The organism is Arthrospiribacter ruber (assembly GCF_019343195.1).
Lineage (GTDB): Bacteria > Bacteroidota > Bacteroidia > Cytophagales > Cyclobacteriaceae > Arthrospiribacter > Arthrospiribacter ruber.
This window is the reverse complement of sequence record NZ_RPHB01000002.1, coordinates 155,348-179,322: the sequence shown is the minus strand read 5'-3', so window position 1 is coordinate 179,322 and position 23,975 is coordinate 155,348. Positions and strand designations below refer to the sequence as shown.

The following is a 23,975-nucleotide window of genomic DNA, read 5'->3' as shown; positions in this document are numbered from 1 at the left end:
TGCAAAGTATCACCTGAAGCCCTATTTTCGCTATTGTAATTTTTTTAAAAAGCTTTAAAAATTTCTTGGTATTTAAGACAGTACCATTATTAGGCAATCGTACTTTATTTTTCTTTTATCTTATTACCATCTAATTTATAACAAAACGTCGTTCTTGTCCTGCTGTTGCTTGAAGAAATATTCTCCACCTTGTTCCAGCATTCAATTCTAATATATAATTACCTGGATTAATTCCTTTTATTTCTATTCTTCTGTTGGATATGGTTCCTGTTAATAAAGGAGGGAAATTAGACGTTGCGGAAAGATATGCTTCAGAATATACTCTGTAACCAACACCTTCTAAATCACTATTAGTTCTTGTTACTTCAACTAATATATCTCCTAACAATGGTTCAGTTTCATTTTGGACACAAGATGTTGCAGAAATAATTAGTGTAGCTGCCAAAAATAAAGAAATAATAAAACTGTTAATTGGTCCTAGTTTTTTTATGATTTTTAATTCAAGAAGCATATGATATTTGTTTTTATCTCTGAAAACCTTATAAAATAGGTTAAAGTTTGATTGAGTTGAGTATGTTTTTATTTCTCATTGTTCAAATGCCAGCTTTAAGCTTACTACAATGATATTAAGAATAATTTGTTACTACAACTTTTATAGTTATAAGGTCAGCTTAAAGCTGCTTTAAATGATATGAAACATAATTCAAGCTATTGACCTTTGAGTGGAGGAGAAGTGAAAGCTCTTTTAATGTTGAGCATAGCGGAACAGTAAATATTCTAGAATATGCGACTGGATTTTCTAATTCTGACTAATGCTGGATATTGCGGCTGATATTGACCCCCTAAAATAGGAGGGGAGATATTCCGGATCTTTTGGCACTCAATGGAAGATTTATCGAATCCAGAAAAACTAAAACAACCACTTCCAAAAATTCACCAGTCAGCATACTATTCACTTAGCAAGCCCTTCACCCTGCGGATGTCAGCTAATACGCCATAGGTACATACGACAGTCACTAGACAAATGCTATGCATTCATAACTTGTCCCGTAAATCGGTAGTTGCCATTAAAAAACCAAATACATTATCTATAATAATCCCTGATCCATCAATGTATCTATGTGGGATTATTTATAATGGATTTTCCCTAATTGCCTAAATGTTATATGCCGCTTTTCTTTTCATTCGTTTGTAAGTCTTTAAACATTATGTAAGTATCAACAAGGCCGAAATCCTTGTGGCGAAACCCTTTTGGTGTGGTGCCGATTATGTCAAACCCGAATTTCTGCCACAATTTAACAGCGGCTTCATTTGTGCTTACCACAATGTTGAATTGTATGCCTAAATATCCTTTGTCCTTTGCGTATCTTATGGAGTGTTCACAAAGTAGTTTGCCCGTTCCCTGTCCGTGATGTTTTGGATTTACCATATAGCTGCAATTAGCGATATGGTCGCCCAAATCAATTTGGTTGGGTTTGATAATGTATGTCCCTAAAATTTCGTCATTGTCTATCACTACAAATGTGTCCATATAGTCAGCAAACCAGTGTTTAAGCAAACTGTCTTTTGACGTGTTAGGGTCAAAAACATAAGTATCGCCAGTTGAGATTACATTTTTAAAAATGTCCCAAATTTTGTCGTAGTCGGTTCGTTTGTCGGCTCGTCTAATGTTCATAATTCGTTGCCTGTGTAATGGTTAAAGGTATACAACATTTTCTTTCACGCCACTAAAGCGTCTCGCATACCGATTCGGAGTGATAGATGCCATGATGGCGTCTATATCTGAATTCCCAAACCTACCCATTTCCTCTTTCCCAAAAAATACCCTGTAAAGGGTAATATCACCGATACAAATCTTTAAAGCCCCTGATTCCGGAGCTTTTGGCACTAAATGGAAGGTTTATCAAATCAAGAAAAAGTAGAAGTGTGAAAGATTCATGGAAGGTCAATGTCAGATCTTGGAAGTATATACCTTATCTTGTCACTTGGATCCCAAGGCTCCACTAAAGAAGTAGGACCGGGCGAAACCAGTCCAACAATAGGTGAAATAAGATGCAATGAATCACCTGAAGCCCTCTTTTGGCTATTGAAATTATAAATGCCTTTAAAAGCTACATGTTACATAAATAAGTCCTCGACGGTGCGTCCGCTCTTTATTTCACTTTTTTCATTGGGAAAGTTTGCCTGTGTTCTTCTTTTTTTCTGATAGATTTTTTTGGACGCTGCATGGCTTAAACAAAAGAACGTATCTACAGGACCAAGCTAACAAAACCCTACAGCTTGGAATTATTCGTACACTATTTACTAAAAGCTAATTTACTTCTCTAATTCATCAATAGCTGATGATAAATCGTAAATGTTTCAAATCTCATCAGACACAGCCAAAGCTACACTTTCAAACCTATACATTCCTCCCTCCAAATCTAGTTGAGCCCTTTACTTGGTAATTTAGCCTAAATAAATCAGAAAGAAGCCTCGTGCTGATTGTCTTGAGTGTTTCCCATCTACCTGGCTACTTTTCGTATTTTTCCGTCTTTGGCCAATTCCAGGCTTGCCAAATTATCATAATAAAAATAAAAACTTCAATTACATTATAGAGCACAAAAAATGCTTGCCATTTATCACCCATTCCAGAAACAATAATGAGAATAGAAATGGCTCCATAGATTAAACTGAATATGATATTAAGCCACTTACTTAATTGTGGCTTAAAAAAAATAGAAAGAAAAATCATTAAAGAAGGAATAATTAAAAGGACTGAGAAAATAATCAATAAGCCTGGAGTAGTAGGTCCAACTGGCGTCTTAAGGTTCATTATATTTTCAATTGTCCCCGGAGTTTTAAGTTGAAAATAATCAGCATAGATATAAAGAAACATTAAAGTTGTCCAAAGTGCAGCCAGCTTTATTTTAATATTAATTTTATCGTTTTCTAATTGGTAAGAATTCTTAGGTTTGATCTGTGTCATGTGCTGTAGTTTGGTTTTTGTTTTTTGGTCGATTATAAAAAACAGAATTTGGCATGTTCCGCTTTTTTTGCAATGTAAAGTCATTTTAAGTATTTGATGTGAAGAAAACGTTGCCAATTCATTTTTTGGAGGGTTTGAATCATTATTTTGATATAGGATATCTATTTTGGTGCCAAGGCAAGAGAAAGCCTTTGAGAATACCAATCACTCGGGTCTCTGACAAACACTGTTCGAAACTGCTCAAACCACTGTGCAGGTACGCACAGGTGAATTGATTATATATGTATCTGGATTTTTGAAAAATAAGCAATCAGCATTTTTTAGATTCGGTTATAGGGTTTCAAGATATTCACCTCCCAATATTAACTCTCCACCCAAAAGTCCCAGTATCCCCGGCTTTGATGTAGCTTAGCTGTAGCTTTGAGGTAGGGGAGATGGGGAGGAGCTTACAGTATGGGCCGAATTGAGGTCAAATTCTGGAAAGTCTATGCTGCAGAATATTATAAATGATCCTAGATCAAGAAATTCGGGTCAGATAATGTTCGGATTATTAATTTTAACCAGATTGGTTTTCAAATTTCAGGCAACCTGTGACCGAAATATGGGGGAGCTTTAACCATCATAAGTACCAACTTTTCTTTTTCAATTTGCAAAGGTTTATTTGCCTGCTCCATTGGATCATATTATAATTGTAAAATCAGGCATTTGTCTTTAAAGCTGTAATAAGCTCCTGACTTAATTTGCCCTCTTTTTTACGAATTTGGAATAACTCTTCTCTTGGAATTACCTGACTATTTAGAATATTCCTTGCCTTACTCATTTGTTGAGCGACTTTTATCCCCGTGATTAATTTTTCTTTACACATACTTCAAATTAAAGATTGAGGAATATTTGAAAGATTATTTGAGCAATAGAGAAACTCCCAAAGCCACAGCCTTGCTCCTTTTAAGCTCCAAGATATCCTTTTACGGCTATGCCGTTGAGTCTCAGGTACACGATACTGTATCCTCTGTGGTGGACTTTGTGGTTTTCCACGATCTGAAACACCCTCCAAGCGGCCATGCTTTCACCTCCAAATTCCACCTCTTTTTCAAAATCCCCAGGAGACATTTCGTTTACAATTTCTTCAATGAAGGCATACATTCGCAATATTTCGGCTTTGGTGTCTTCCTTTGAAAGGTTTGGGGCAGGACGGTAATCCTTGTAGGGACTTTCAAAACCAAGGGTGCCTCCCAATACATCGCAGGCAAATTCGGCACTATGAATAAAATGCTGTGAAAAATAAAACATCTCCTCGGTTGGCCTGTATCCAAAAAGGCTATCAGGGGTTTGGTCTAAAATGGTCAAGGTGTAATCCTTTGATCGCTCAGAGGTTTCCAAAATGGCAGTTCTATGGTCAAAAAAAGCTTCAGCTCTTTCGTTTTCAGAATGGCCTTTTGGTTCACAACTGAACAATAGCAAAAATAACGGTAGGTAAGCAATGAGGTGTTTCATTTCGACTGGGGAATATTAAGGATTGGCCGCCTTCCTGACTAAAGCAGGGATCAAATAAAGAGGTGAAAAACCAGCGGCTACATGTAGTAATGTATCCTTAAAGTTAAGGATTTATCAAATCAGAATAAATTAAATTATGGAAATATCCTGGAAAACCAAAGTGAGATTGTAAAAGAATCCTCCAATGAAATAAGACCTGAATATACCAGTCTTGCAGCAGATGAAATCCAGTGCAACGAATCGCCTGAAGCATTTTAGCTATTCCTTATTATGAAACCAGTACGTTAATTACGGGCTTTCATTTAAGCCTCTTCCCTTATAGAAGGCAAAAATTCCACCGAGAATAATGTGTAAGAAGAATGCCATTATTATATGGACAAACCTTTTTAAGCCGTATTCATCGTGACCAAAGCTAGAAATTTCAGGGTTAATGAGAACTATGAGATAAATTAAAATGATTACAACATTGATCCAGAAGAATTTCCAGAAATGTCTCCATTTACTTAAAATAACAAGACTGACCAACCATAAAATTGGTGAAAGAAGTATCGTCCAGATTAAATAAATCATTGTGTTATTTGGTTGCCTCCAAATGTCTCCTCTATGATTTTTACTACTTCTTCACTTAAATTACCTAAACCAATTGAAATCAGTTTCCCTTGAAGTTGCAGCAGCCAATTCTTTTTATTCAAGCCCCCCGTTAGTTCACCTAGTTCATCAAACTCGTCCTTCAAGTCATTATAGATGATTTGTTGACCTACCTCTAATTTAGAAATAAAGGGTAACAAAAATATTAATTACTAATTACAAGAAGCGTAAGCCACTTGAGTATTCACAAGTGACCTTATCCGATTTATTTCTTCACAATCAAAGTTATTGTTCTCCAGAACCAATGTTTGTATGTTTTGAAGATTTTGGATGGATTCAGGTAATGTGGTCAATTTGTTATTAGTTGCCCATAGTGTATTGAGTTTTGAAAGCTCCCCAATCTTAGGGCTGAGTTCTTTTAAACCAATATTATTGATATAAAGAGATCCCAAATTCTTATTTTCAAAGATATGGTCATTCAATTCCAAGCCCTCGATATCATTTAGACTTAGGGATATCAAGCGGGACAATGAACTCAAATCCGGCAATGTATTAATTGCGGTTCCCGAAAGAACAATATTTCGTAATTCTGTATTTGTCAAGATGTTTTGGGGAATTTCCGGAATTGGATTGTATGCCAATGCAATTTCGATTAGGGCTTTGGAATCTTTAATGCCAACAGGGTACTGCGAAAGGTTATTATGGTTCAAAATAATTGTCTTTAAATTGGGTAGCGGACTGAGGTCTGCTCCGAATTCAATCAAATTATTATTTGATAAATCCAGGCGCTCAAGAGATTCCATTCCAGATAGGTCAATAGGAAAAGAGGCTATTGTATTTTTCCAAAAGTCAGCACTTTTAAGGCTTTTCAACAATCCAAATTCAGCTGGTACAGATTCCAATTTGCATTCGTGAATAATTAGCTGTTGGAGGTTTTCCATCCCACCCATTTGAGAAGGTAAACTTTCCAAATTTGACCTGTAAATTCCCAATTCCCTAAGTGTTTTTAAATATTCAATGCTCTGAGGTAATCCAACTAGATTTGATTCCCAGATTTGAAGGTGACGAAGGCTTGAAAGTTTCCCTAAACTTTCTGGGAAATGCCCAAAATTTCCACCCCAAATTATCAGAGATTGTAACTTGGAAAGGTTTCCAATACTTTCAGGAATTTCTAATAAAGAATTTTCAGTTGTTATAGAAAGATTTCTAAGGTTTTCTAATTTACCTATCGACTCTGGCAACTTTGTCAAGTTTGGAAGTAAAATGATTAATTCCTCCAGATTTTCCATTTTCCCGATCTCCTCTGGTAGTGTAGTGAGGTCTCCCTCATTTTTTACATTGATTGATAATTGCTTTGCAGACTTTGGATTTTCCAGTGCTTCTTCCAATGAATGAAAAATTTTAAGCTCTAAGGGTAATTCATAAGTTTCTTCTATTTCATCACAGGCAAAAAGAAAAATGACAGAGATAATTTTAAAGAAATTTTTCATGATGGTAATTATATCAGGTCTTTTTTAAGGTGTGAAATTACAATTTAAGTTTTCAGCCTAAATTATTATACCTTATAATTAATCTTTTAATTTAATATATTGTACTGCATATGTCAATAATTTTGGAAGGAATTTTTGACAATTTCTATAAGCAAGTTTTTTAATTTGACACTTTTTTTCAAATGACAAATCCCCCAAATCCACGAAACGACTACTTCATTCATTGATTTGGTTAGGTAGTCCATTTTCATTCCCATCATCTTTGTTCCATCATTTAACTATAAACATTAAAGAATAATGGAAACAAAAAAAGTATGGTTTGTCACAGGGGCTTCAAAAGGATTGGGGCTGACATTGGTAAAAAAGCTCTTGGCAAATGATTACCCTGTTGCGGCAACTTCCCGTAACATGGAATCATTGATCAAAGAAATTGGGGATGTGTCTGGATCGTTTCTTCCACTAGAAATGAATCTGACGGACAATGAAAATGTAAAAGCTTGCATAGCTGATTGCATCAATCATTTCGGAGGAATTGATGTAGTGGTAAACAATGCTGGTTTTGGTTTGATAGGTACTTTGGAGGAGCTTTCTGATCAGGAGGTAAAGCACAACTACGAGGTAAATGTGTTCGGCTCCCTAAATGTCATCCGACACGTGGCTCCGCATTTCCGCAAACAACAATCGGGACATTTCTTCAATATTTCCTCTGTAGGCGGATACACTGGCAATTTCCCAGGCTTCGGAATTTATTGCTCCACAAAATTTGCGATGGCTGGGTTTACCGAAGCCCTTGCTGAAGAGATGAAAGCATTTAACGTCCAAACCACATTGGTATATCCAGGCTATTTCAGGACAAATTTCTTAAAGGAAGGTTCTATACAAACAGCCTCAAATCCAATTCCAGAGTATAAATCTGCCCGGGAGATGGAACAGACGCATTTGGAAGAGATAAACGATAACCAACCAAACGACCCAGAGAAAGCAGCGGATGTACTGATTGCATTAAGCAAGAAAAGAAAGCCACCTGTTCATTTTTTCATGGGAAAAGACGCCAACCTATTTGCCAATCAGAAAATAGCACTGATCCAAAAAGAAATGGAGGAACATGAGGCGCTTGCCACTTCAACAGCTTTTTCCAACGATTAAATTTAAAAGCATGGCCTACAGCTACCTCCCAAATGTCAAAAAAAAAATTCAGGGCTATGTAGCCCCGGATTTTAAAATCTTAATGGACAAATCAATGAAGATAATTTATGGGCTCTTTTCTTTAGGAATGCTGTTTCATTTTCAAACTGGCTCAGCGCAAGGGAATTCTGGTACGGAAGAAAATAAAATGACAGTTACCAAAGCCTTTGAGCAATGGCAGGAGGGAAAGGGAAATTTCTTTGACCTCCTGGATGAACATGTTGAGTGGAGGGTTTCTGGTAGTGGGATCTTTTCTGGCAGCTACAAAGGAAAGCAGGGATTTCTGAAAAAGGCGGTAATCCCAATCAACGATCAACTGACTACAACAATAAAACCAGAGCTCATTGACATAAGTGTAGATGGAAAAACTGTCTGGTTGCACTGGCTAGGGACAGCTAGTACCAAATCTGGGAAAATTTACCATAATGAATATGCTTGGAAACTGGAATTCAATAAAGGGAAAATTGTAAAAGCAGTAGTTTTTCTGGATACACAAGCATTGGAAAACTTATTTACAAATACATCAAACACGATGCAAACAACTATTGAAGAAACAAAGGAGTATATTGGTATGTGGGTGACCAATGATGGTTATATACGCCATGAACTCTTGCCCAATAATCGCTACGATGAAGCTCGGGGCAAGCGGAAGAGTGCCTACCAAGGCACATATGATATTTCTGGAAACCATATCAATTATAAAGATGACACGGGCTTTGTCGCTGATGGTGAGTTCAAAGAGGGTGTCCTATACCACGCAGGTATGATTTTGTACAAAGAAAAATAAGAAAGTAAATTAGCAATTATGGGAAAGACATTCCGCTTTAATTCATTGTCCGAGTTTCATACATTTTGTAAGCTCGACCCACCTGAGCACCCTTTGATCAGTTTGATTGATTACAGCAAGGTCACTTATCCTGTAGACGATAGTGAACTGAAATGGATCCAGAACTTTTATTCCATTGGGCTAAAGCGGAATGTCAATGCCAAATTCAATTATGGGCAGCAGCAGTACGATTTTGATTCAGGGTTGCTGACCTTTATTTCACCCTTACAATTTTTGAAAGTCGAAATCAAACCGGTAGAAGAGGAAATAACACATACAGGTTGGCTACTGCTTATCCACCCTGATTTTTTGTGGGACACTTCATTGGTGAAAAAGATTAAATCCTATGATTTTTTCCAATATGCAGTGAATGAGGCACTTTTCCTTTCGGATAAAGAAGAAAAGGTTATTGTCGAAATTCTCCTGAAAATAAAACAGGAGTACCAGTCCAATATCGACAAATTCAGCCAGGAACTCATCGTCGCCCAAATAGAATTGCTCCTAATCTATGCTGAGCGGTTCTATGAACGCCAGTTTATCACAAGGAAGAAATCTAACCATGAAATACTGGTTCGTTTTGAAAAGGTACTTTCCCACTGTTTTGAAAGTGGTAATTTATTGGAAAACGGCATTCCGACGGTGACAACTATTGCCGACCAACTTAATATTTCCCCAAATTATTTAGGCAGTCTGCTGCGGCTTCATACCGGGCAAAACACCAAGCAGCACATTCAAAGCAAAATAGTGGAATATGCCAAAGAATGCTTAAGCACTACAAACGATTCAATAAGCGAAATTGCTTACGAGTTGGGTTTTGAGCACCCTCAATCTTTCAGCAAATTGTTCAAGCAAAAAACCAATCAAACACCTGTTCAGTTTAGGGCTTCTTTTAACTGATCAATATCATGATAGTAACATCCATCCAAGTATAAGATCTTTTTATTAAAATGATTCCAAAGATGGTCTTACAATATAACTACTTTCCTAATATTTTCTTTCGATGATTCACTCCCCAATCATGCAATTCAGCTATTACACTTTTTAGGGTCTCAGAATATGCTGTTGACTTGTACTTAGTCCTTACCGGAAAACCGTTGATGACTGTACGTGTAATCAACTGATTGGCTTCCATGTCTTTCAGCTCGCTGAATAATACTTTGGTACTTAGCTTGGGAATCCAGCACCACCATTACTTAAATTGGCACCTGCATTATTTGCGATATCAGTGGATTGAAACTGTTTCCTTCTTTTTGCTAGTCAAACTTCATTCTTTGTATTCGTACGGCATTCAGAATAGCCAATAATGCCACCCCTACATCAGCAAACACAGCTTCCCACATTGTAGCTAATCCACCGGCACCAAGTATCAATACAATGGCTTTTACAACAAATGCCATTGAAATATTTTGCCAAACTATTCTTTTGGTTTGTTTGCCGATATTGATTGCCACAGGAATTTTACTTGGCTTATCGTCTTGTATTACCACATCTGCCGTTTCAATGGTGGCATCGCTTCCCAAACCACCCATTGCAATACCTACATCACTCAAAGCTACTACTGGTGCATCGTTTACGCCGTCCCCGACAAAGGCAACGCTTTCATTTTTTGCCTTCAGCGCTTTTACTTTATTGACTTTGTCTTCGGGCAATAAATCCCCAAACGCATTATTGATCCCCAATTTTTCTGCAACAAATTTCACTACGGTTGATTTGTCGCCACTCAATATGGTGGTTTTTACGTGAAGTGCCTTTAGTTTATCAATTGTTGTTTGGGCATCTTCTTTTATGCTATCTGCAATCGTGATATAGCCCACAAACTTTTTATCGTATGCCACAGCAATTGTGGTGTAAACAATGGTATTCAGGGCGAGATCGTAAGCGATAGAAAACTTGTTCATCAACTTAAAATTTCCAACCAACAATTCTTTTCCACCTGCCTGTCCGGCTGAAAGGTTTACATCCGCTTTGAGTCCTTGCCCTGCAATTTCTTCTATATTTTGCAATCGGATAGTGTGGTCTACAGTACCAACATATTCCTGAATGGCAGTGGCTACTGGGTGTGTGCTGTGACTTTCCAAGGTATTTACCATTTGCAGTATTTCCGACTGATCAAATGACTTATCAAAAACAACTTCCTGCACCTTAAAAACTCCTTCGGTCATTGTGCCTGTTTTATCCATTACCACATTTTGAATATTGGCAAGGGCATCTAAAAAATTACTGCCTTTAAACAGTATTCCGTTTTTACTTGCTGCACCAATGCCACCAAAATAACCCAATGGAATACTGATGACCAATGCACAAGGGCACGATATAACCAAGAAAACCAAAGCTCTGTACAACCAATCAGAAAACTGATAATCGGCTACAAAAAAGTAGGGCAATACGCAAATGGCAACGGCTAACAACACTACGATAGGTGTGTAGATTTTTGCAAACTTCCTGATGAATAACTCTGTTGGTGCTTTTTGAGAAGTGGCATTTTGTACCAATTCCAAAATTTTAGAAAGTTTACTGTCTGTATAGGCTGTGGTTACTTTTACTTGTGAAACGGTGTTCAGGTTTATCATGCCTGCTAAAACCGTATCGCCTTTGGCTTTGGTATCAGGCTTACTTTCCCCAGTCAAAGCTGCGGTGTTGAATGATGCCGTTTCTGATAAAAGCTCTCCATCTAAACCCAATTTTTCCCCGGGTTTGAGTTGGATAATTTCGTCAATGTGTACATTTTCTGCCTTTACGGTTTGTGGTTGATTGTTTTTTAAAATAGTAACTTCATCAGGGCGTTGGTCAAGCAAAGTTTTGATGTTTGATTTGGCTCTTTTTACTGCCAATGACTGAAACACTTCGCCAACGGCATAAAACAACATTACGGCGACCCCTTCAGGATATTCGCCAATGGCAAACGCCCCGATAGTGGCAATGCCCATTAAAAAGAATTCTGAAAAAATATCTCCTTTGGCAATACTTTTCACCGCATCTATCAATACTGGCAAGCCGACAGGAATGTAAGCTACCACATACCAGACAATCCTAGCCCAACCTGTAAACCATTGCTGTGGAAACCAATTATCCAATGCAATAGCTAGAAGTAGCAATACCAATGAAACAATACTTGGTAAGAACGTTTTAATCAAACTACTTTTGCTATGGTCGTGTCCGTCATCATCGTTATGTTCGTGCTGTTGCTTGGTTAAATCTTCTGACCCTGCTTTAGTATAGATTTTATCTTCCAATGTGCAGCAAAGTTGTTCGTCTTGTGTATCGTAATTATGTTTATGTTCCATTTTTTTAGAAATTAAATCGATAGAACAAAAGTATAATGAAGTGCGGTGCAATGGTATTGCATTGTTTAGCCATTGCATTTATCACAAATTCCTTTGGCAAAAAAACGGAGCTGTTGCAAGCTGAAGTTTGAAGGGACTTGAATTTCGGACAAGTCTACTTGTTCAAGGCAAACTGTTTCCTTACACTGTGTACAGTAAAAATGAAGATGATTGTCTTGATGAAAGCCCTCCGTACAAGCATCCTGACACAAGGAATATTTGGTTGTATTCTTTTCTTGAATACTGTGTATCAACCCTTTCTTTTCAAAAGTTTTTAATGTTCTGTATAGCGTAATCCTGTCGGAGTGAAAGAAATAATTCTCAATATCGGAAAGTGAAACTGCCGCAGATTGTTCCAACAAAAAGTCAAGAGTAAGTATCCGCATAGCTGTTGGGCTAATTTTTTTGCTTACTAATATTTGCTCACATTTCTTTTTTTCCATTGTCTGTTACTGTGTCGTCTCTTCTTAAATCTAAATCACAGTAGAAAATTCAAGTCGTTACAACCCTTTTTTCCCTTCAAGCCAATATCCTTGTGAATAGACATTTCCCTGGGTTTTGCTTTTCAGGACTTTTCTGAATGTCTGAACTGATTTAACATTCCCGACTAACGCAAAATTGGCAGCATTCCATTCCTCAGTTTTGAACAAAGGCAAATTGCTTGTCCATTTTTCATTTCTGAATGAACCATTTTTTGGAAAAACAGTGAAGTTTTCTAATCCCAAAAGTTCGGGAACGCTTTTGTTCTGTTCCACCAGTTCAAAATAGAATTGAAATTGATGGTTATTTTTTTTCAATAGGAGGAATAACGCACAAGCAACGCCCAACGAAGTTTCATCGCCTAAAAAGAATTGTTGTTTTACGCTTGGGTCGTATAATATCTTTCCTCGTGGTGGACTAATAAACAATTCGTCATTGGTTTGCAATGTACCAATGTATTTGCTCCCAACCCCTTGGCCGTGAATATGAAAAACAATATCAAAAATTCCGTTTTTTGTGTCGTGGTAAGCAACTGTGTAATTTCTAAATTCGGTTTCGCTTACACGAACAACACTCGCATAACCGATTTGAAAACTCCATTTTGATATATCGCCTTGAAAACGAATTTTCTTTACCTGTGGGCTGATGTATGAAGTTTCTAAAACTTTCACATTAGGTCGCATTGCATTTCCGAATAAATCGCCCACCCATTTTGGTATCTTTGAAATCATTGTTTATTGCATTTTAATTCAATGCAAAGGAACAACGATTGAAAATTTCAAACAATGCAAGAATACGGTAAGTATTGGACTAATCGTGGTTTTTGTTTCGGAACGCCAAAGCGGTCATTCCAGAAACTTTAGTAAACAGCCTTGAAAAGTAAGGGTAGTCGTCATAACCTAGTTCTGTGGCAATTTCTTTTACCGACATATTGGAATGATAAAGCAAGCGTTTGGCTTCTAAAACGACACGCTGTTGTATATGTTGAGAAACAGATAATCCCGTGGTGTTTTTTACGCATTCGTTTAAATAAGGTGAGGAAATATTTAATAGTCGGGCATATTCTGTCGGTCGTTTGGCAGAAACAAAATTTTGCTCCAACAATGCCTTAAAAGCTTTTGAAACAATTTCATAGCGTGAAAGTTTGTCAAATGGTTTCGATTGGACTAAATACTGTGATATTACAAGTCCGATTAAGGTGTTGCAACTGCCTTTTAGCAAAGGGTAATATAGTTTTTCGTTTTTACGTTCAGCCAATTTCAGGCAAAACGATACAGCTTCGGTAAGAATCGAAAACGATTCTTGATTTAATCGTAAAGGTTTGACTGGCGTTATATCTTCCAATAATTTCAGGTATTCGGGGTTTATATTTTCATTGATGATTGTCCAAATACTTGCGCTTGCATTATTGAATGACAATATTCTATGAACTTGATTTTGATGAATAAAAACAACAGATGAAGGCTTTATAGTGTATTCCTGAAAGTCAATCTCCATAGTTGTTGTCCCTTTTTCTTGTAAAAAGAACAAATGATATTCATCCCGATGCGATTGCTTTATATTGTCAATTTCTTCAAACTGCTCGAATAACTTAAAATCTTCGCTGGACATTCTGCCTACAAAAATGCCTGTTCCGAAATCGGCTAACATAGGATTTACAGGAATAGGCTTTGACTTTTTTTGCATTGCTTAAACTTCTTTACCAAATCAATAATAATATCTTATCAGATAGTGGTTGAGCCAAAAAAATTCTGTCAATTCAAGAGGCAGTTGAAGGAAGATGGAAACTGCATATTTTGTTTTCTTTGGCAGATAAGTTTGGAATCAAACCAACTTATTCATAAGTGAAATTGCATATGAATTGAGCTTTGAACATCTACAATCACTCATTAAACTGTTTACTGATACAACTATTGCCCCAAAATTTTCTTTCGGTGGTTCACGCCCCAGGAATGTAATTCTGCGATGACGCTTTTTAGCGTTTCAGAATATGCTGTTGCCTCATATTCAGTCCGTACTGGAAAACCATTGATAACGGTACGTGTGATTAATTGATTAGCCTCCATATCTTTCAATTCACTGGAAAGTACTTTGGTACTTAGCTTGGGGATACTTCTCTCAATTTCCCGAAAGTGCTTATTGCCTTCCCATATCGATATCAAAATTAAAATCTTCCATTTTCCACCGATAATATCCAACGTGTCCCTTACCGGCAATAAGGCAGATTTACACTCATGATGTTCTAATTTTTTCATCCCGTTCCGGTTTGGTGATTACCCAAAGGTAACTGATTACCTTAAGGTATCTGATTACATTTGGTAATCAAAGTTAGGTAAATTTGTATCATTAACTAACGAAAATCAAAAAGAAAAATGAAAAACAAGGTTCTAACTGTATTATGTGCGCTGTTTGGTATTATCATGCTTAACTCAGGTTTAAACAAATTCTTCAACTACATGCCCATGCCTGAGTTGTCTGAAGAAATGGTGCAGCTAATGAGTGGTTTTATGACAATAGGATGGATTTTCCCATTGGTGGCGGTAATTGAAATCATAGCGGGGATATTAATTACAGTGCCCAAAACCAGGGCATTGGGTGCCTTGGTTATCTTTCCTGTTATGGTCGGTATTTTTGTCCACCATTTGGTGCATGATGTAGCAGGTATTGGAATAGCTTTAGTGCTTCTTGCAATCAATATTTGGGTGATAGCAGCTAATTGGAGTCGGTTTTTATTTATTATCAAATAATATAATGGAGTTGGGTAAAATTATGTACCATGCCCAACTCCAATTTATTGAACATAGGATGAAAGGACCCGATGAAATAGTTGTTGAGCCCAGGCAATATATTAGCAAATAATTTCCATCAAAGAAATTGAAGTTCTATAAATGAATAGAGGTGTTACTTAGGGTGTGGATAAAAAAATCACATCCATTGGAATTCGACCTAGACAAAATAGGAAAAAAACTCCATTTACCTATAAAGAAGATTTGCTAATCCAAATCGTTATATGTAACTGGAGATTTCTCTGTGTACTTCTTAAAGAACTGGACAAAATATGAGCCTACCCCATGTCCTAGCCATTAAGCAATTTTACTATATTGCTACAAATAATATCTAATACAATTATTTACAGAAAAAAAGTCAGCTTAAAACTGAATTAAATTTAATAAAAACCTTAAAAGTTTACTTGGTATTTAAGACTGTACCTCGATTAAAGGTTTGTTATCTTTTTACTCATTTATTGAAACATAAATGTCCAATTCAGCGTCATTCCAATCCTGACTTCTTTCATCATAAACCTCAAAATCGAACCCAAATTTTCGTTGAATTTCTGAATCCCAAATTCTTTTCCAAGCATCGGTTATGCAACCAGTCATTACGCCTTTAGCAGTAACTTTTGCATAGATTTGAGAAGGAATTTCTAAAGATTCCAGGTTATTAGGGGTTTGCGAATTATCATCAACTTTGCAACCTATAAAATATGAAAAAGGCCCTGTTTCGTCCTTTTCATAGTCAAAGTATACAGCATATATCTCATTGCTTAATTTATTTGGAATGAGGTCAAAAATTTTATCCTTTTCAAATTTCTGCCATAAATTTCCACAATCTCTACTTGATTGATTATTTTCATTTGTGGTTTTGTCTTCAAGTTTTAGTCCGACTAATTTGAAGTTGGTTATCTGACTTTTTTCCATTTTTACCTTTATGTGTTTTTATTCAGGTTTAGGGTTTTTTTAATGACTGCCAAAGATCAAGTTAACTCCGTACACAGTCAGAGGTCTCATTCTATGGGGTTAACCGAATGTGTGGGCCTTGGATGGTGAATATAGGTCAAAAAGTTGACCGTTCCAACGAGTGAATGCCTGTGCCGACGAATGGCAGCACCCCTTCAGTTCGTGGGTAATCACGAAGGTCGGGACAGGTTGTCCCGACGCTAAATAAGTGGCAAGTCCCGTACCTACGAGATGAAGTAAGCCAGACTGCGGTATCTGTACTGATGAGCATAGCCTAGATTTTTTCGGATCAAGTTGGGGCCTAATTCCTGAATGTTTTTGAATAGGGAAATTGGCATGAAATAACAGATTCGACTGCTATTCCGGCGTATGTTGACCCCCTAAAATAGGAGGGGAGATATTCCGGATCTTTTGGTTCTCAATACGGATTTATCAAGTCCAGAAAAAGTAAAACCATGAAAAGATCCTGGATTTCCAAAGCCAGACCTTATTAGCTTAGCACCTAAGAAAACCACTCCTACAGTAGATGAATTTACGAGCAACGAATCGCCTGAAGCCCTCTTTTCACTATTGTAAATTTAATAAAAACCTTTAAAGATCAATTGATTAAGGTAGTGCCTTTATAAGGGGTTCAGGCTTCATTTATCTGTCTGGAAATTTTTAATTAGTATTATAAAGATCCCTTTGTTGTTTAGCGTAAACGAAATTTTCATAATACTTTCCATTTTCCTCTTGTTCCACCAATCCGTTTAATTTTTCCTTCTTCCTTCAACTTCTCCAAGTGATATTTAACTCCATCTTCTGTAATTTCACCCAATACATCAGCTATTTTTTTTCTGCCCATAGCCGGATTCAGCTTAAGTATTTCAAGGATTTTTTCCGAAATGATATGGGTAGTCACTTGGGTACCGATTTGGGTAGTCATTTGGGTAGTCACTTGGGTAGTTCCATTTTTGGATTTCAATGGAATAATCGTTTTGAATACATCCTCTTCTATAAATTCAGGTTTAGTTCCCGGCGTATAAATACTACAATATTTGAAAGTATTTCTGACTCCTGAACCCAACTCGTCCACTCGTCCGATTTCCTTAAAGAACTTGGCGATTACCGGATTTTTGGGATAAGGTGAAAAGTTGGTCGGATCGATTACGCCACCATCATGTGGACGATTCCAATTTTCTGCCAGTACTTGGTCTTTTTCTATAATGAGCTTGGCCGGAAAAGCATTGGTATATTCACGATGAATGAGAAGGTTTCCGATTACTTCCCGGAAAATACGGTCGCGTAGACTGATGCGTTGTTCCCCTTCCTGATAGAATTTGTCAGGTAAATGTTTTCGCACAAATGCCATGAGTCGATCATAGCTTTCAATGAGATTGGTACGTATGTCATCTCGGTCATCATAGCGATCTAAATTTTCCACCCGTAGAATGGCATCCGTTTTATGATGTGACAAGACGCTTTGGATGACGTCATCCTTGCCAAGTAATAAAACGGCTGCCAAAGTATAGCCTTCTTTTCCGGTTTGATGATTGTGTTTGAACAGCCCTGCTGAACGCAGCAATTCTTCATCAGTCATGTCTTGCCAGGGATGATCTGCCCGTTCATTTTTGGCCAAGGTGCGGACACGACTAAATAATTCCGGTTTAAAATCCGAAAGTTTTAGATAAGGATAAATTCGGTTTTCAGAATAGGTGGTTTGTTTTCTAAGGTAAAGTTGGGTGACTTGTTCAGTTTGTCGCGTGATGTCAAAATCTCCATCTTCATTTCGATCGAAGATTTTTCCGTTAGTGCTGTGTACCTGTGAGCTTTGAGGTACATACACTTGGATGACTTTTTTGCCTTCGTAGTCTATTACCTGAGCCGATAGATAAAATGGGGGACTCAACTTTTGTGGATTATTGGCATTGGTGATTATGTTGTTGACAATATCCTGTACACAACTTTCAATCACTCCTTCCACAGCTCCGTCATTCTTCACTCCCAATAGTAAATACCCGCCTTTGCGGTTCAGAAAGGCACAAATGGATTCAAAGGCATCTTTGTTCAACTCAAACTGGGAAGTTTTGAATTCTACTTCCAAACCTTCACCTTTTTGAAGTAAATCTTTGAGTTTTTCAGAATTCATTTGTACTAAGTTTTATCATTAACTGGAACAAGAATATCATAATTAACTATTTCTGCACTCACTTTTTTCGGTTATTTTAAATGAGATTGAGGTTTATTGATTAATCAATTAGATACGGTATGTGTAATTTTGTTAAGCTGGGTAGCCAAACATTTTGACTTACATCTTTTCGTGTCAAAACCTCTCTGATTTTGTTAATTTCTTCATTCCCTAAAGGTATAAAAAGCAATATGTTTTTACACTAAGGACACCCCTTTTGTAATAATGCGTTATTGCTCCCCAATTCCACAATGTTTCTGAGCAGTGAAATTGGCCGCTAGTACCAGATTTAATAAAAATTCCGGCTGATCTTGACCCTTATAATAGGAGGGAAGATATTCCAGATCCTTTGGTTCTCAATCGTGGATTTATCAAATCCAGAAAAAGTAAATGCCTGAAATGATTCTGGAAAGACAAAGCCAGATCATGGAAGCTTAGTACAGGAGAAAAACACTTCTACAGCAGATGAAATCCAGTGCCACGAATCGCCTGAAGCCCTCTTTTCACTATTGAAAATTTAATAATAACCCTTAAAAAATACTTGGTATTTAAGACAGTACCTCAATTAGCGGTTCTGTGTTCTATATAACCGCTTTCCTTTTCAGCATATTTACTTAATGTCCTATCAATTCTTTCTTTATTTTTCATTGTTTTTAAGAATTGCTATTTTGATGAGTTCTTTTAGTTGTTCATTTTTAATTTCATCTCCTTCTTTCCAAATAATAGACCTTGTGTTTTTAGAGTCTGATGGACTATTAAATAAGATTGTTTCCTTTTCTATTTCTGACCCTTTGAAAAATGTCAAACTAACGTGCTTCTTAAAAGCACTTATACTACAAACCATCCCGTTTTTTGACCATACAGGGCTATTCCACTTCCATTCTTCCTCTATGGTCGAATCGGTCTGTAATATCAGTTCACGTACTTGATGAATTAATTCACCTTTCCAATCTTGGTTCTTTTGGATGTATTCAGCAATTTTTTGTGATGCTTCCATTTTAAATGTTTTTTGGATTAATGAATATTTGGCGAATTGTGGGATGACGCAATGCAACACCCAACCAAATGAATATACCTAAGTAAACAGGAAATAGTTGATGACTAAAAAGGGGATTGTCAATTCTAAAATGAGTTGCTACTGCACCACCCAAAAAACCTGTTAACAAAATTGCTCCCAAAAATGATGTTCTAGGAAATAGATAGAGAATAGTGATAATGATAAGAATTATGCCAATACTTAAGATTGAATTTTCCCTGTACCCTAATTGAGTGGTTGCTTCAATCACTTCTGTAGGCTGAATGATTTTCATTACACCGTCAAGCATTAACATTAAAGAAATCAGTATGCTAATTGCCCAACCAATTTTAGTGCTTCTTTTGTTTTTATTCATTTTTAAAAAAATTAATTAAATGAGGAGTAAGTACCTTGGGGTTAACAAGGTGATTTTGACCAACTAAATCAAGATGTTTTCCATTTGGCAGTACCTCTGCTAATTGTTTCATTGCATTTTGCGACCATTGTTCACTTTTTGTTCCTGAAATAACTAGAACAGGAATTTGGATAGTCTCCCAATCTTTAATATTTAATGACTTCCCTGAACCATAATCTCGTAACATTAGTGTGTCGTATTCTAAGGTTGGAGCAACTTGTTTCATTTTTTTCCAAGCTGGCATCAATTGCATCATCCAAACCACAAAGCTTGGCAATCCAATTCCTGTTTTCATAAAATATTTAACGGTTTCAGCATACCTCTTTTCTTTGATTAATTTTTGAATGTTCTTTAGGTAATTTTCCGGAAAAGGAGAACGACTCGTATCAGTAATGTAGGGAGCTTCAAAAACAATGAGCTTTTTGAAATTTAATCCCACTTTTGCCGCTTCTAAAGCCAAGGCTGCACCGGATGAGATTCCATATACAAAAGGTGGCTCTCCAATTTCATTGATAATTGCCTGTAAATCTTCAAACTCCCGTTCAACTTTGTAGGGTTGAGTATTGCCGCTTTCTCCTCTTCCTCTGCGGTCGTAGGTAAACACTTCAAAATGGTCTGTGAGGTATTTTGGCAATTTGACATTAGCACCAAATTTACGATGACAAAAAGCTCCATCGATTAAAATTAAGGGAGAACCCACTCCTTTTTTGGTGTAAGCTATTTTCGTTCCATCGAGCGAAGTAACAAAGTTTGCCATCTCAAAAATTTAAGGTTTTTAATACTTCATCCAATTGATTTAAGCCCATAGTAAAGCCTTCCTTGAAGCCCATTTTAATGATTATTTCAAGGTCTTCCAAGGTACCAAAACTTAGCAGGATATTGACTAACGTTTTCTCTCCTTGACCTGAAAAGCTGTTTTCCCATTTATTTCTCGGTAGAGAAGTGTTAGGGTTTCCGTTTTCATCACAAAAACCGTCATTCGCTGAAAAAAATGCTTGTGGGATGATTTTTAAGTAATCTGCTCTTGACCAATGTTTTTCACCTTCCGGGCCCACCATTGCATAATGCCAATGCCCACCTTCGCTGAAGTCCATTGATTTGGTCTCTGCTCTCCAGGGTTTTGGAGCCCACCACTGGTCGAGGATCTCTGCTTCTGTCCAGGCAGACCAGACAATGTCAAGTGGTGCATTGAACGAACGTTCTACTTTGATTTGGTTTTTTGGTCTGTCCACCTCGAAATTGAATAAAATTGCCTTGTTCATTTTCTATTTAGTTTTAATTGTTCCAATACATTGTCAAGTTGATTGAATTTTTTAGCGAGCAGTTGTTTGAATTGCTCCAACCACTTTTCAATTTCTTTCATCTTATCTGCATTTAAATGGTAGTGGATTTCCCTGCCTTGCTGCTCTTGCCTTACAATTTCACATTCAGAAAGAATTTGAAGGTGTTTTGAAACCGCTTGCCTGCTTGAGTTGAAATGTTCTGCGATGGCATTAGGGGTCAAAGCACCAACAGTCAATAGCATAATTATAGCCCTTCGTGTAGGGTCGGCTATGGCTTGAAATACGTCTCTTCTTGTTTTCATTCTTACAATGTGCTACTATATGGTTGCGAATATATACGCAATTATTTGGTTGCGCAAATTTTTGTAAGTTTTTTTCACAAGACACTTCAGCCTTGTTTTTTAAAAGACGCAACTTTACTTTTGTTTTTGTGTATCACTCGAATATGAGTATCCGTATATTTGCAAGTTGAACCTTAAGAACCAAAGCTTCAACTTTACCATTAACTGTAAAATGAGACATTGGAGGGTGGGACGAATTTCGACCGGGCCGGCGCAGGCCTTGAGCGTGGATAGGATTCGAAATTCTTGATTTTTTGGCTACTTTTTCATCAAGGAAAAAGTAGCTTCATAATCAACTTTTGATCAGAATTTAGCAGAAAGAACTGGTTCAAAACGATAATTGGCTACGTGTAATCAAGCGGATACTCATATACTCGAATTAAGTGGTACTTTTATAGCTGAAAAATTTAAATTAATCTTTATGTTTTGTCTTTGCAGATTATGGACTTCTATCTAAGTGATAGGCAGTCCACATTAAATTCCAATCAATTTTTAGTTTAAAAAAAACAGTCTATACATTGAGTATGCTGTCAATATCTTGATAGCATTGATTTGTCGTAGTTGTTCTGAAGGCTGATACTGTCTATTCACTTCTCCTCGATTTGAATTCAAGTATTCACCTGCAAGAATTAATTAATGACAAGAAATAAATTACCCGTTCGTTTTACGGGCCAGCATTTTACCATTGATAATGTGCTGATCATTGATGCAATAAAAAACGCAAATATTAATAAGCAGGATACGGTTTTGGACATAGGAGCAGGGAAGGGTTTTCTCACTGTCCATTTACTTAGGTCCGCTAACAAAGTTGTTGCAATAGAAAACGATACCGCTTTGGTTGGACATTTAAGAAAACTATTTTTAAAAGACCGAAATGTTCAAATAGTCTGCTGTGATTTTAGGAAATTTGTAGTGCCGAAGTTTCCATTCAAGGTGGTGTCAAATATTCCGTATGGCATTACTTCTGAAGTTTTCAGGATTCTAATGTTTGAGGGACTTGAAAAATTCCTTGGTGGTTCTATTGTGCTTCAGTTTGAGGCTGCAAAAAAATTGTTTTTAGCCAATATCCATAACCCTTATACTGTATTCTATCATACTTTTTACGAATTGAAACTACTTTATAGTATAAGCCCGGATAGTTTTATGCCCCCACCCACTGTAAAGTCAGCTCTTTTAAGCATTAAAAGAAATCAATTAACTTTTGATATTAACCTAAAATCCAAGTATTTAGTATTTATTACATGCCTTATACAGAAACCTGATGTATCGGTAAGAACAGCTTTGAAGTCGATTTTTAGAAAAAGTCAGATCAGGTTAATGTCGAAAAAGTATGGAGTAAAGCTTGATGATCAAATTGTTAGTTTGACAGCCGGACAATGGAAAAACTGTTTTTTGGAAATGCTGAAAATCGTGCCTGAAAAATTTCATCCCTCGTAATCCCAGGTTTTGAAGATATGGTTTTTCGGGTGGGATTATTTGGAATTTCATTATCAATATTGAATCCTGAAATACCTTCTTTAATCAGTGCCAGATAACATCAGACTATTTCAAATTCTTTTGGGTAAATGACTGTTCCGGATATGTTTTTAAGTCCATCAACAACTAACTCAATAGCCATAAAAACATTTGATGGAACCTGAAATGGAGCCATTATATTCCATTTGTCAGCTGATTGGAATCCAAATTTCGGGTAATAGTTTTGGTGTCCCAACACTATGATTGATTTAAAACCCAATCTTTTTGCCACTTCAAACCCTTTTCTGATCATTTGGCCGCCTATTCCTTTTTTTTGCAGTTCAGGTCTAACAGCCATTGGCGCAAGGCATAAACTTTCGTTCAGGTTTCCGTCGGCGTCTTTAATCTGGATTTTGGTAAATAAAATATGGCCAATAATTCGACCTTTTTCAGTGGCTACAATTGAAAGTTCAGGTACAAATATTGAGTGATTCTTTCTTAATGCTTCTACCAATTCAGCTTCATCATCCCTTCCAAATGCCGTAACATTTAGTTTATGTACATCATTGTAATCTCCAGAGACTTCTTGCCGGATTGTAACTTGACATGGTATTTTATTTTCCATCTGTATTAGGTAGTGGTGATAGAATGAAGAAATTACTTTACCTTTTTCTTCTATAGAACAATTGCGTTAATCCTGTTTCAAATGACTTTGCATCCACGAACTCCAGCATTTGTTCAGGTCTTCCATCTTTAAAAAGTCTTGTGCCTTGGCCTAAGAGTATAGGAATAATTGAGATGATAAATTCATCAATCAAATCATGTCTCAAAAGTTCATTGATGACTTCAGCCCCACCATCACAATAAATATTTTTACCTTTTTCAGATTTCAATTTTTCAATCAAGTCTGGCAAGCTGCCAGTGTAAAAAATTGTTTTCCCGGTATTTGGTCTGCCATTTCGCGTGATTACATAAACATCCCGTTGCCCATTGTCGTAGTGTGATGTGCCGATTTCTTTTATTACATAATCGTAGGTTTTTCTTCCTAGAATTATGGTGTCGATGTTAGCAGTAAATTCTTTATACCCATAATCTTCGCCTTCTTTTTCAACTAATTTTAAAAAGCTTAGGTCTTCATTGGGTTTTGCTATGTAACCATCTAAACTTATGGCTATAAAAAGGGAAACTTTACGCATTTGATTTCAATT

Annotated in this window: 28 protein-coding genes; 5 read left to right on the top strand and 23 right to left on the bottom strand. The window is 36.7% G+C overall.

Features of this window, described 5'->3' with window-relative positions:
- Positions 1–130: 130 nt before the first annotated feature.
- From EGN73_RS03800 to EGN73_RS03765, 8 genes are all read right to left on the bottom strand, one after another.
- The gene (locus EGN73_RS03800; protein ID WP_219287150.1) at positions 131–511 is read right to left on the bottom strand and encodes a hypothetical protein; all 381 of its coding nucleotides are present in this window, start codon (positions 509–511) and stop codon (positions 131–133) included.
- 651 nt (positions 512–1,162) lie between these two features.
- Positions 1,163–1,675, bottom strand: a complete 513-nt coding sequence (locus EGN73_RS03795) for a GNAT family N-acetyltransferase (protein WP_219287149.1) — start codon at positions 1,673–1,675, stop codon at positions 1,163–1,165.
- Positions 1,676–1,696: 21 nt separating this feature from the next.
- The gene (locus tag EGN73_RS03790) at positions 1,697–1,888 is read right to left on the bottom strand and encodes a hypothetical protein (protein WP_219287148.1); all 192 of its coding nucleotides are present in this window, start codon (positions 1,886–1,888) and stop codon (positions 1,697–1,699) included.
- 624 nt (positions 1,889–2,512) lie between these two features.
- Positions 2,513–2,968 carry a DUF6326 family protein gene (locus EGN73_RS03785; RefSeq protein ID WP_219287147.1) on the bottom strand — a complete coding sequence of 152 codons (456 nt, stop codon included), beginning with the start codon at positions 2,966–2,968 and terminating at the stop codon, positions 2,513–2,515.
- Between the two features lie 697 nt (positions 2,969–3,665).
- Complete coding sequence (locus tag EGN73_RS03780) at positions 3,666–3,833, bottom strand: hypothetical protein (RefSeq protein ID WP_016254637.1); 168 nt, start codon at positions 3,831–3,833, stop codon at positions 3,666–3,668.
- 80 nt (positions 3,834–3,913) lie between these two features.
- Positions 3,914–4,462: a DinB family protein gene (locus tag EGN73_RS03775; protein ID WP_219287146.1), complete on the bottom strand. Its 549-nt coding sequence runs from the start codon at positions 4,460–4,462 to the stop codon at positions 3,914–3,916.
- Between the two features lie 566 nt (positions 4,463–5,028).
- On the bottom strand, positions 5,029–5,250 hold the full coding sequence (locus EGN73_RS03770) for a hypothetical protein (protein WP_219287145.1): 222 nt from the start codon (positions 5,248–5,250) through the stop codon (positions 5,029–5,031).
- 12 nt (positions 5,251–5,262) lie between these two features.
- Positions 5,263–6,540 carry a leucine-rich repeat domain-containing protein gene (locus EGN73_RS03765; protein WP_219287144.1) on the bottom strand — a complete coding sequence of 426 codons (1,278 nt, stop codon included), beginning with the start codon at positions 6,538–6,540 and terminating at the stop codon, positions 5,263–5,265.
- A 297-nt stretch (positions 6,541–6,837) separates the two neighbouring features.
- Between EGN73_RS03765 and EGN73_RS03760 the strand changes: the two genes are divergently transcribed.
- From EGN73_RS03760 to EGN73_RS03750, 3 genes are all read left to right on the top strand, one after another.
- On the top strand, positions 6,838–7,686 hold the full coding sequence (locus EGN73_RS03760) for an SDR family oxidoreductase (RefSeq protein ID WP_219287143.1): 849 nt from the start codon (positions 6,838–6,840) through the stop codon (positions 7,684–7,686).
- Positions 7,687–7,768: 82 nt separating this feature from the next.
- Positions 7,769–8,512: an Atu4866 domain-containing protein gene (locus EGN73_RS22475; protein ID WP_246611462.1), complete on the top strand. Its 744-nt coding sequence runs from the start codon at positions 7,769–7,771 to the stop codon at positions 8,510–8,512.
- A gap of 18 nt (positions 8,513–8,530) precedes the next feature.
- The gene (locus tag EGN73_RS03750) at positions 8,531–9,448 is read left to right on the top strand and encodes a helix-turn-helix domain-containing protein (protein WP_219287142.1); all 918 of its coding nucleotides are present in this window, start codon (positions 8,531–8,533) and stop codon (positions 9,446–9,448) included.
- Positions 9,449–9,527: 79 nt separating this feature from the next.
- Here the strand turns inward: EGN73_RS03750 and EGN73_RS03745 are convergent, their stop codons facing one another.
- The 6 genes from EGN73_RS03745 to EGN73_RS03720 form a co-directional block, all read right to left on the bottom strand.
- Positions 9,528–9,728, bottom strand: a complete 201-nt coding sequence (locus tag EGN73_RS03745) for a winged helix-turn-helix transcriptional regulator (RefSeq protein WP_343207087.1) — start codon at positions 9,726–9,728, stop codon at positions 9,528–9,530.
- 76 nt (positions 9,729–9,804) lie between these two features.
- Positions 9,805–11,835 (bottom strand): heavy metal translocating P-type ATPase, encoded by a 2,031-nt coding sequence (locus EGN73_RS03740; protein WP_219287140.1) that lies wholly within the window; start codon positions 11,833–11,835, stop codon positions 9,805–9,807.
- Between the two features lie 65 nt (positions 11,836–11,900).
- Entirely contained in the window at positions 11,901–12,317 is a 417-nt protein-coding gene (locus tag EGN73_RS03735) for a Fur family transcriptional regulator (RefSeq protein ID WP_219287139.1), read from the bottom strand.
- 57 nt (positions 12,318–12,374) lie between these two features.
- A complete protein-coding gene (locus EGN73_RS03730) occupies positions 12,375–13,085 on the bottom strand; it encodes an FAD-binding oxidoreductase (protein WP_219287138.1) in 711 nt (236 codons plus the stop codon).
- Positions 13,086–13,164: 79 nt separating this feature from the next.
- On the bottom strand, positions 13,165–14,040 hold the full coding sequence (locus EGN73_RS03725; RefSeq protein WP_219287137.1) for an AraC family transcriptional regulator: 876 nt from the start codon (positions 14,038–14,040) through the stop codon (positions 13,165–13,167).
- Between the two features lie 224 nt (positions 14,041–14,264).
- Positions 14,265–14,609 carry a winged helix-turn-helix transcriptional regulator gene (locus EGN73_RS03720; RefSeq protein ID WP_219287136.1) on the bottom strand — a complete coding sequence of 115 codons (345 nt, stop codon included), beginning with the start codon at positions 14,607–14,609 and terminating at the stop codon, positions 14,265–14,267.
- A gap of 117 nt (positions 14,610–14,726) precedes the next feature.
- Here EGN73_RS03720 and EGN73_RS03715 point away from each other — a divergent pair, with 117 nt between their 5' ends.
- Complete coding sequence (locus tag EGN73_RS03715; protein ID WP_219287135.1) at positions 14,727–15,101, top strand: DoxX family membrane protein; 375 nt, start codon at positions 14,727–14,729, stop codon at positions 15,099–15,101.
- Between the two features lie 486 nt (positions 15,102–15,587).
- Here the strand turns inward: EGN73_RS03715 and EGN73_RS03710 are convergent, their stop codons facing one another.
- From EGN73_RS03710 to EGN73_RS03680, 7 genes are all read right to left on the bottom strand, one after another.
- Positions 15,588–16,052, bottom strand: a complete 465-nt coding sequence (locus EGN73_RS03710) for a GyrI-like domain-containing protein (protein WP_219287134.1) — start codon at positions 16,050–16,052, stop codon at positions 15,588–15,590.
- A 748-nt stretch (positions 16,053–16,800) separates the two neighbouring features.
- Positions 16,801–18,219 carry an RNA-binding domain-containing protein gene (locus tag EGN73_RS03705; RefSeq protein WP_219287133.1) on the bottom strand — a complete coding sequence of 473 codons (1,419 nt, stop codon included), beginning with the start codon at positions 18,217–18,219 and terminating at the stop codon, positions 16,801–16,803.
- A gap of 676 nt (positions 18,220–18,895) precedes the next feature.
- Positions 18,896–19,255: a DUF1801 domain-containing protein gene (locus tag EGN73_RS03700; protein WP_219287132.1), complete on the bottom strand. Its 360-nt coding sequence runs from the start codon at positions 19,253–19,255 to the stop codon at positions 18,896–18,898.
- Position 19,256: 1 nt separating this feature from the next.
- On the bottom strand, positions 19,257–19,649 hold the full coding sequence (locus EGN73_RS03695; protein WP_219287131.1) for a DoxX family protein: 393 nt from the start codon (positions 19,647–19,649) through the stop codon (positions 19,257–19,259).
- Positions 19,642–20,445 (bottom strand): alpha/beta fold hydrolase, encoded by an 804-nt coding sequence (locus tag EGN73_RS03690; protein WP_219287130.1) that lies wholly within the window; start codon positions 20,443–20,445, stop codon positions 19,642–19,644. The genes EGN73_RS03695 and EGN73_RS03690 overlap by 8 nt, the downstream gene beginning before the upstream one ends.
- Position 20,446: 1 nt before the next feature.
- Positions 20,447–20,950, bottom strand: a complete 504-nt coding sequence (locus EGN73_RS03685; RefSeq protein WP_219287129.1) for an SRPBCC family protein — start codon at positions 20,948–20,950, stop codon at positions 20,447–20,449.
- Positions 20,947–21,273, bottom strand: a complete 327-nt coding sequence (locus tag EGN73_RS03680; RefSeq protein ID WP_219287128.1) for an ArsR/SmtB family transcription factor — start codon at positions 21,271–21,273, stop codon at positions 20,947–20,949. Before EGN73_RS03680 ends, EGN73_RS03685 begins: the two co-directional genes overlap by 4 nt.
- Before the next feature lie 675 nt (positions 21,274–21,948).
- On the opposite strand from EGN73_RS03680, the gene erm reads away from it, so the two are divergent.
- Positions 21,949–22,749, top strand: a complete 801-nt coding sequence (gene erm, locus EGN73_RS03675) for a 23S ribosomal RNA methyltransferase Erm (RefSeq protein WP_219287127.1) — start codon at positions 21,949–21,951, stop codon at positions 22,747–22,749.
- A 100-nt stretch (positions 22,750–22,849) separates the two neighbouring features.
- Here the strand turns inward: erm and EGN73_RS03670 are convergent, their stop codons facing one another.
- Together EGN73_RS03670 and EGN73_RS03665 are read right to left on the bottom strand one after the other, a co-directional pair.
- Positions 22,850–23,392 (bottom strand): GNAT family N-acetyltransferase, encoded by a 543-nt coding sequence (locus EGN73_RS03670; RefSeq protein WP_219287126.1) that lies wholly within the window; start codon positions 23,390–23,392, stop codon positions 22,850–22,852.
- Positions 23,393–23,429: 37 nt separating this feature from the next.
- On the bottom strand, positions 23,430–23,963 hold the full coding sequence (locus EGN73_RS03665) for a dihydrofolate reductase family protein (protein WP_219287125.1): 534 nt from the start codon (positions 23,961–23,963) through the stop codon (positions 23,430–23,432).
- Between the last annotated feature and the right edge of the window lie 12 nt (positions 23,964–23,975).

Coding starts and splice junctions, on each gene's coding strand:
- EGN73_RS03725 (WP_219287137.1), bottom strand. CDS start 14,040: ATGCAAAAAAAGTCAAAGCCTATTCCTGTAAATCCTATGTTAGCCGAT.
- EGN73_RS03750 (WP_219287142.1), top strand. CDS start 8,531: ATGGGAAAGACATTCCGCTTTAATTCATTGTCCGAGTTTCATACATTT.
- EGN73_RS03785 (WP_219287147.1), bottom strand. CDS start 2,968: ATGACACAGATCAAACCTAAGAATTCTTACCAATTAGAAAACGATAAA.
- EGN73_RS03760 (WP_219287143.1), top strand. CDS start 6,838: ATGGAAACAAAAAAAGTATGGTTTGTCACAGGGGCTTCAAAAGGATTG.
- EGN73_RS03715 (WP_219287135.1), top strand. CDS start 14,727: ATGAAAAACAAGGTTCTAACTGTATTATGTGCGCTGTTTGGTATTATC.
- EGN73_RS03690 (WP_219287130.1), bottom strand. CDS start 20,445: ATGGCAAACTTTGTTACTTCGCTCGATGGAACGAAAATAGCTTACACC.
- EGN73_RS03730 (WP_219287138.1), bottom strand. CDS start 13,085: ATGATTTCAAAGATACCAAAATGGGTGGGCGATTTATTCGGAAATGCA.
- EGN73_RS03665 (WP_219287125.1), bottom strand. CDS start 23,963: ATGCGTAAAGTTTCCCTTTTTATAGCCATAAGTTTAGATGGTTACATA.
- EGN73_RS03735 (WP_219287139.1), bottom strand. CDS start 12,317: ATGGAAAAAAAGAAATGTGAGCAAATATTAGTAAGCAAAAAAATTAGC.
- EGN73_RS03685 (WP_219287129.1), bottom strand. CDS start 20,950: ATGAACAAGGCAATTTTATTCAATTTCGAGGTGGACAGACCAAAAAAC.
- EGN73_RS03720 (WP_219287136.1), bottom strand. CDS start 14,609: ATGAAAAAATTAGAACATCATGAGTGTAAATCTGCCTTATTGCCGGTA.
- EGN73_RS03740 (WP_219287140.1), bottom strand. CDS start 11,835: ATGGAACATAAACATAATTACGATACACAAGACGAACAACTTTGCTGC.
- EGN73_RS03695 (WP_219287131.1), bottom strand. CDS start 19,649: ATGAATAAAAACAAAAGAAGCACTAAAATTGGTTGGGCAATTAGCATA.
- EGN73_RS03670 (WP_219287126.1), bottom strand. CDS start 23,392: ATGGAAAATAAAATACCATGTCAAGTTACAATCCGGCAAGAAGTCTCT.
- EGN73_RS03800 (WP_219287150.1), bottom strand. CDS start 511: ATGCTTCTTGAATTAAAAATCATAAAAAAACTAGGACCAATTAACAGT.
- EGN73_RS03780 (WP_016254637.1), bottom strand. CDS start 3,833: ATGTGTAAAGAAAAATTAATCACGGGGATAAAAGTCGCTCAACAAATG.
- erm (WP_219287127.1), top strand. CDS start 21,949: ATGACAAGAAATAAATTACCCGTTCGTTTTACGGGCCAGCATTTTACC.
- EGN73_RS03680 (WP_219287128.1), bottom strand. CDS start 21,273: ATGAAAACAAGAAGAGACGTATTTCAAGCCATAGCCGACCCTACACGA.
- EGN73_RS03700 (WP_219287132.1), bottom strand. CDS start 19,255: ATGGAAGCATCACAAAAAATTGCTGAATACATCCAAAAGAACCAAGAT.
- EGN73_RS22475 (WP_246611462.1), top strand. CDS start 7,769: ATGGACAAATCAATGAAGATAATTTATGGGCTCTTTTCTTTAGGAATG.
- EGN73_RS03795 (WP_219287149.1), bottom strand. CDS start 1,675: ATGAACATTAGACGAGCCGACAAACGAACCGACTACGACAAAATTTGG.
- EGN73_RS03710 (WP_219287134.1), bottom strand. CDS start 16,052: ATGGAAAAAAGTCAGATAACCAACTTCAAATTAGTCGGACTAAAACTT.
- EGN73_RS03705 (WP_219287133.1), bottom strand. CDS start 18,219: ATGAATTCTGAAAAACTCAAAGATTTACTTCAAAAAGGTGAAGGTTTG.
- EGN73_RS03775 (WP_219287146.1), bottom strand. CDS start 4,462: ATGAAACACCTCATTGCTTACCTACCGTTATTTTTGCTATTGTTCAGT.
- EGN73_RS03765 (WP_219287144.1), bottom strand. CDS start 6,540: ATGAAAAATTTCTTTAAAATTATCTCTGTCATTTTTCTTTTTGCCTGT.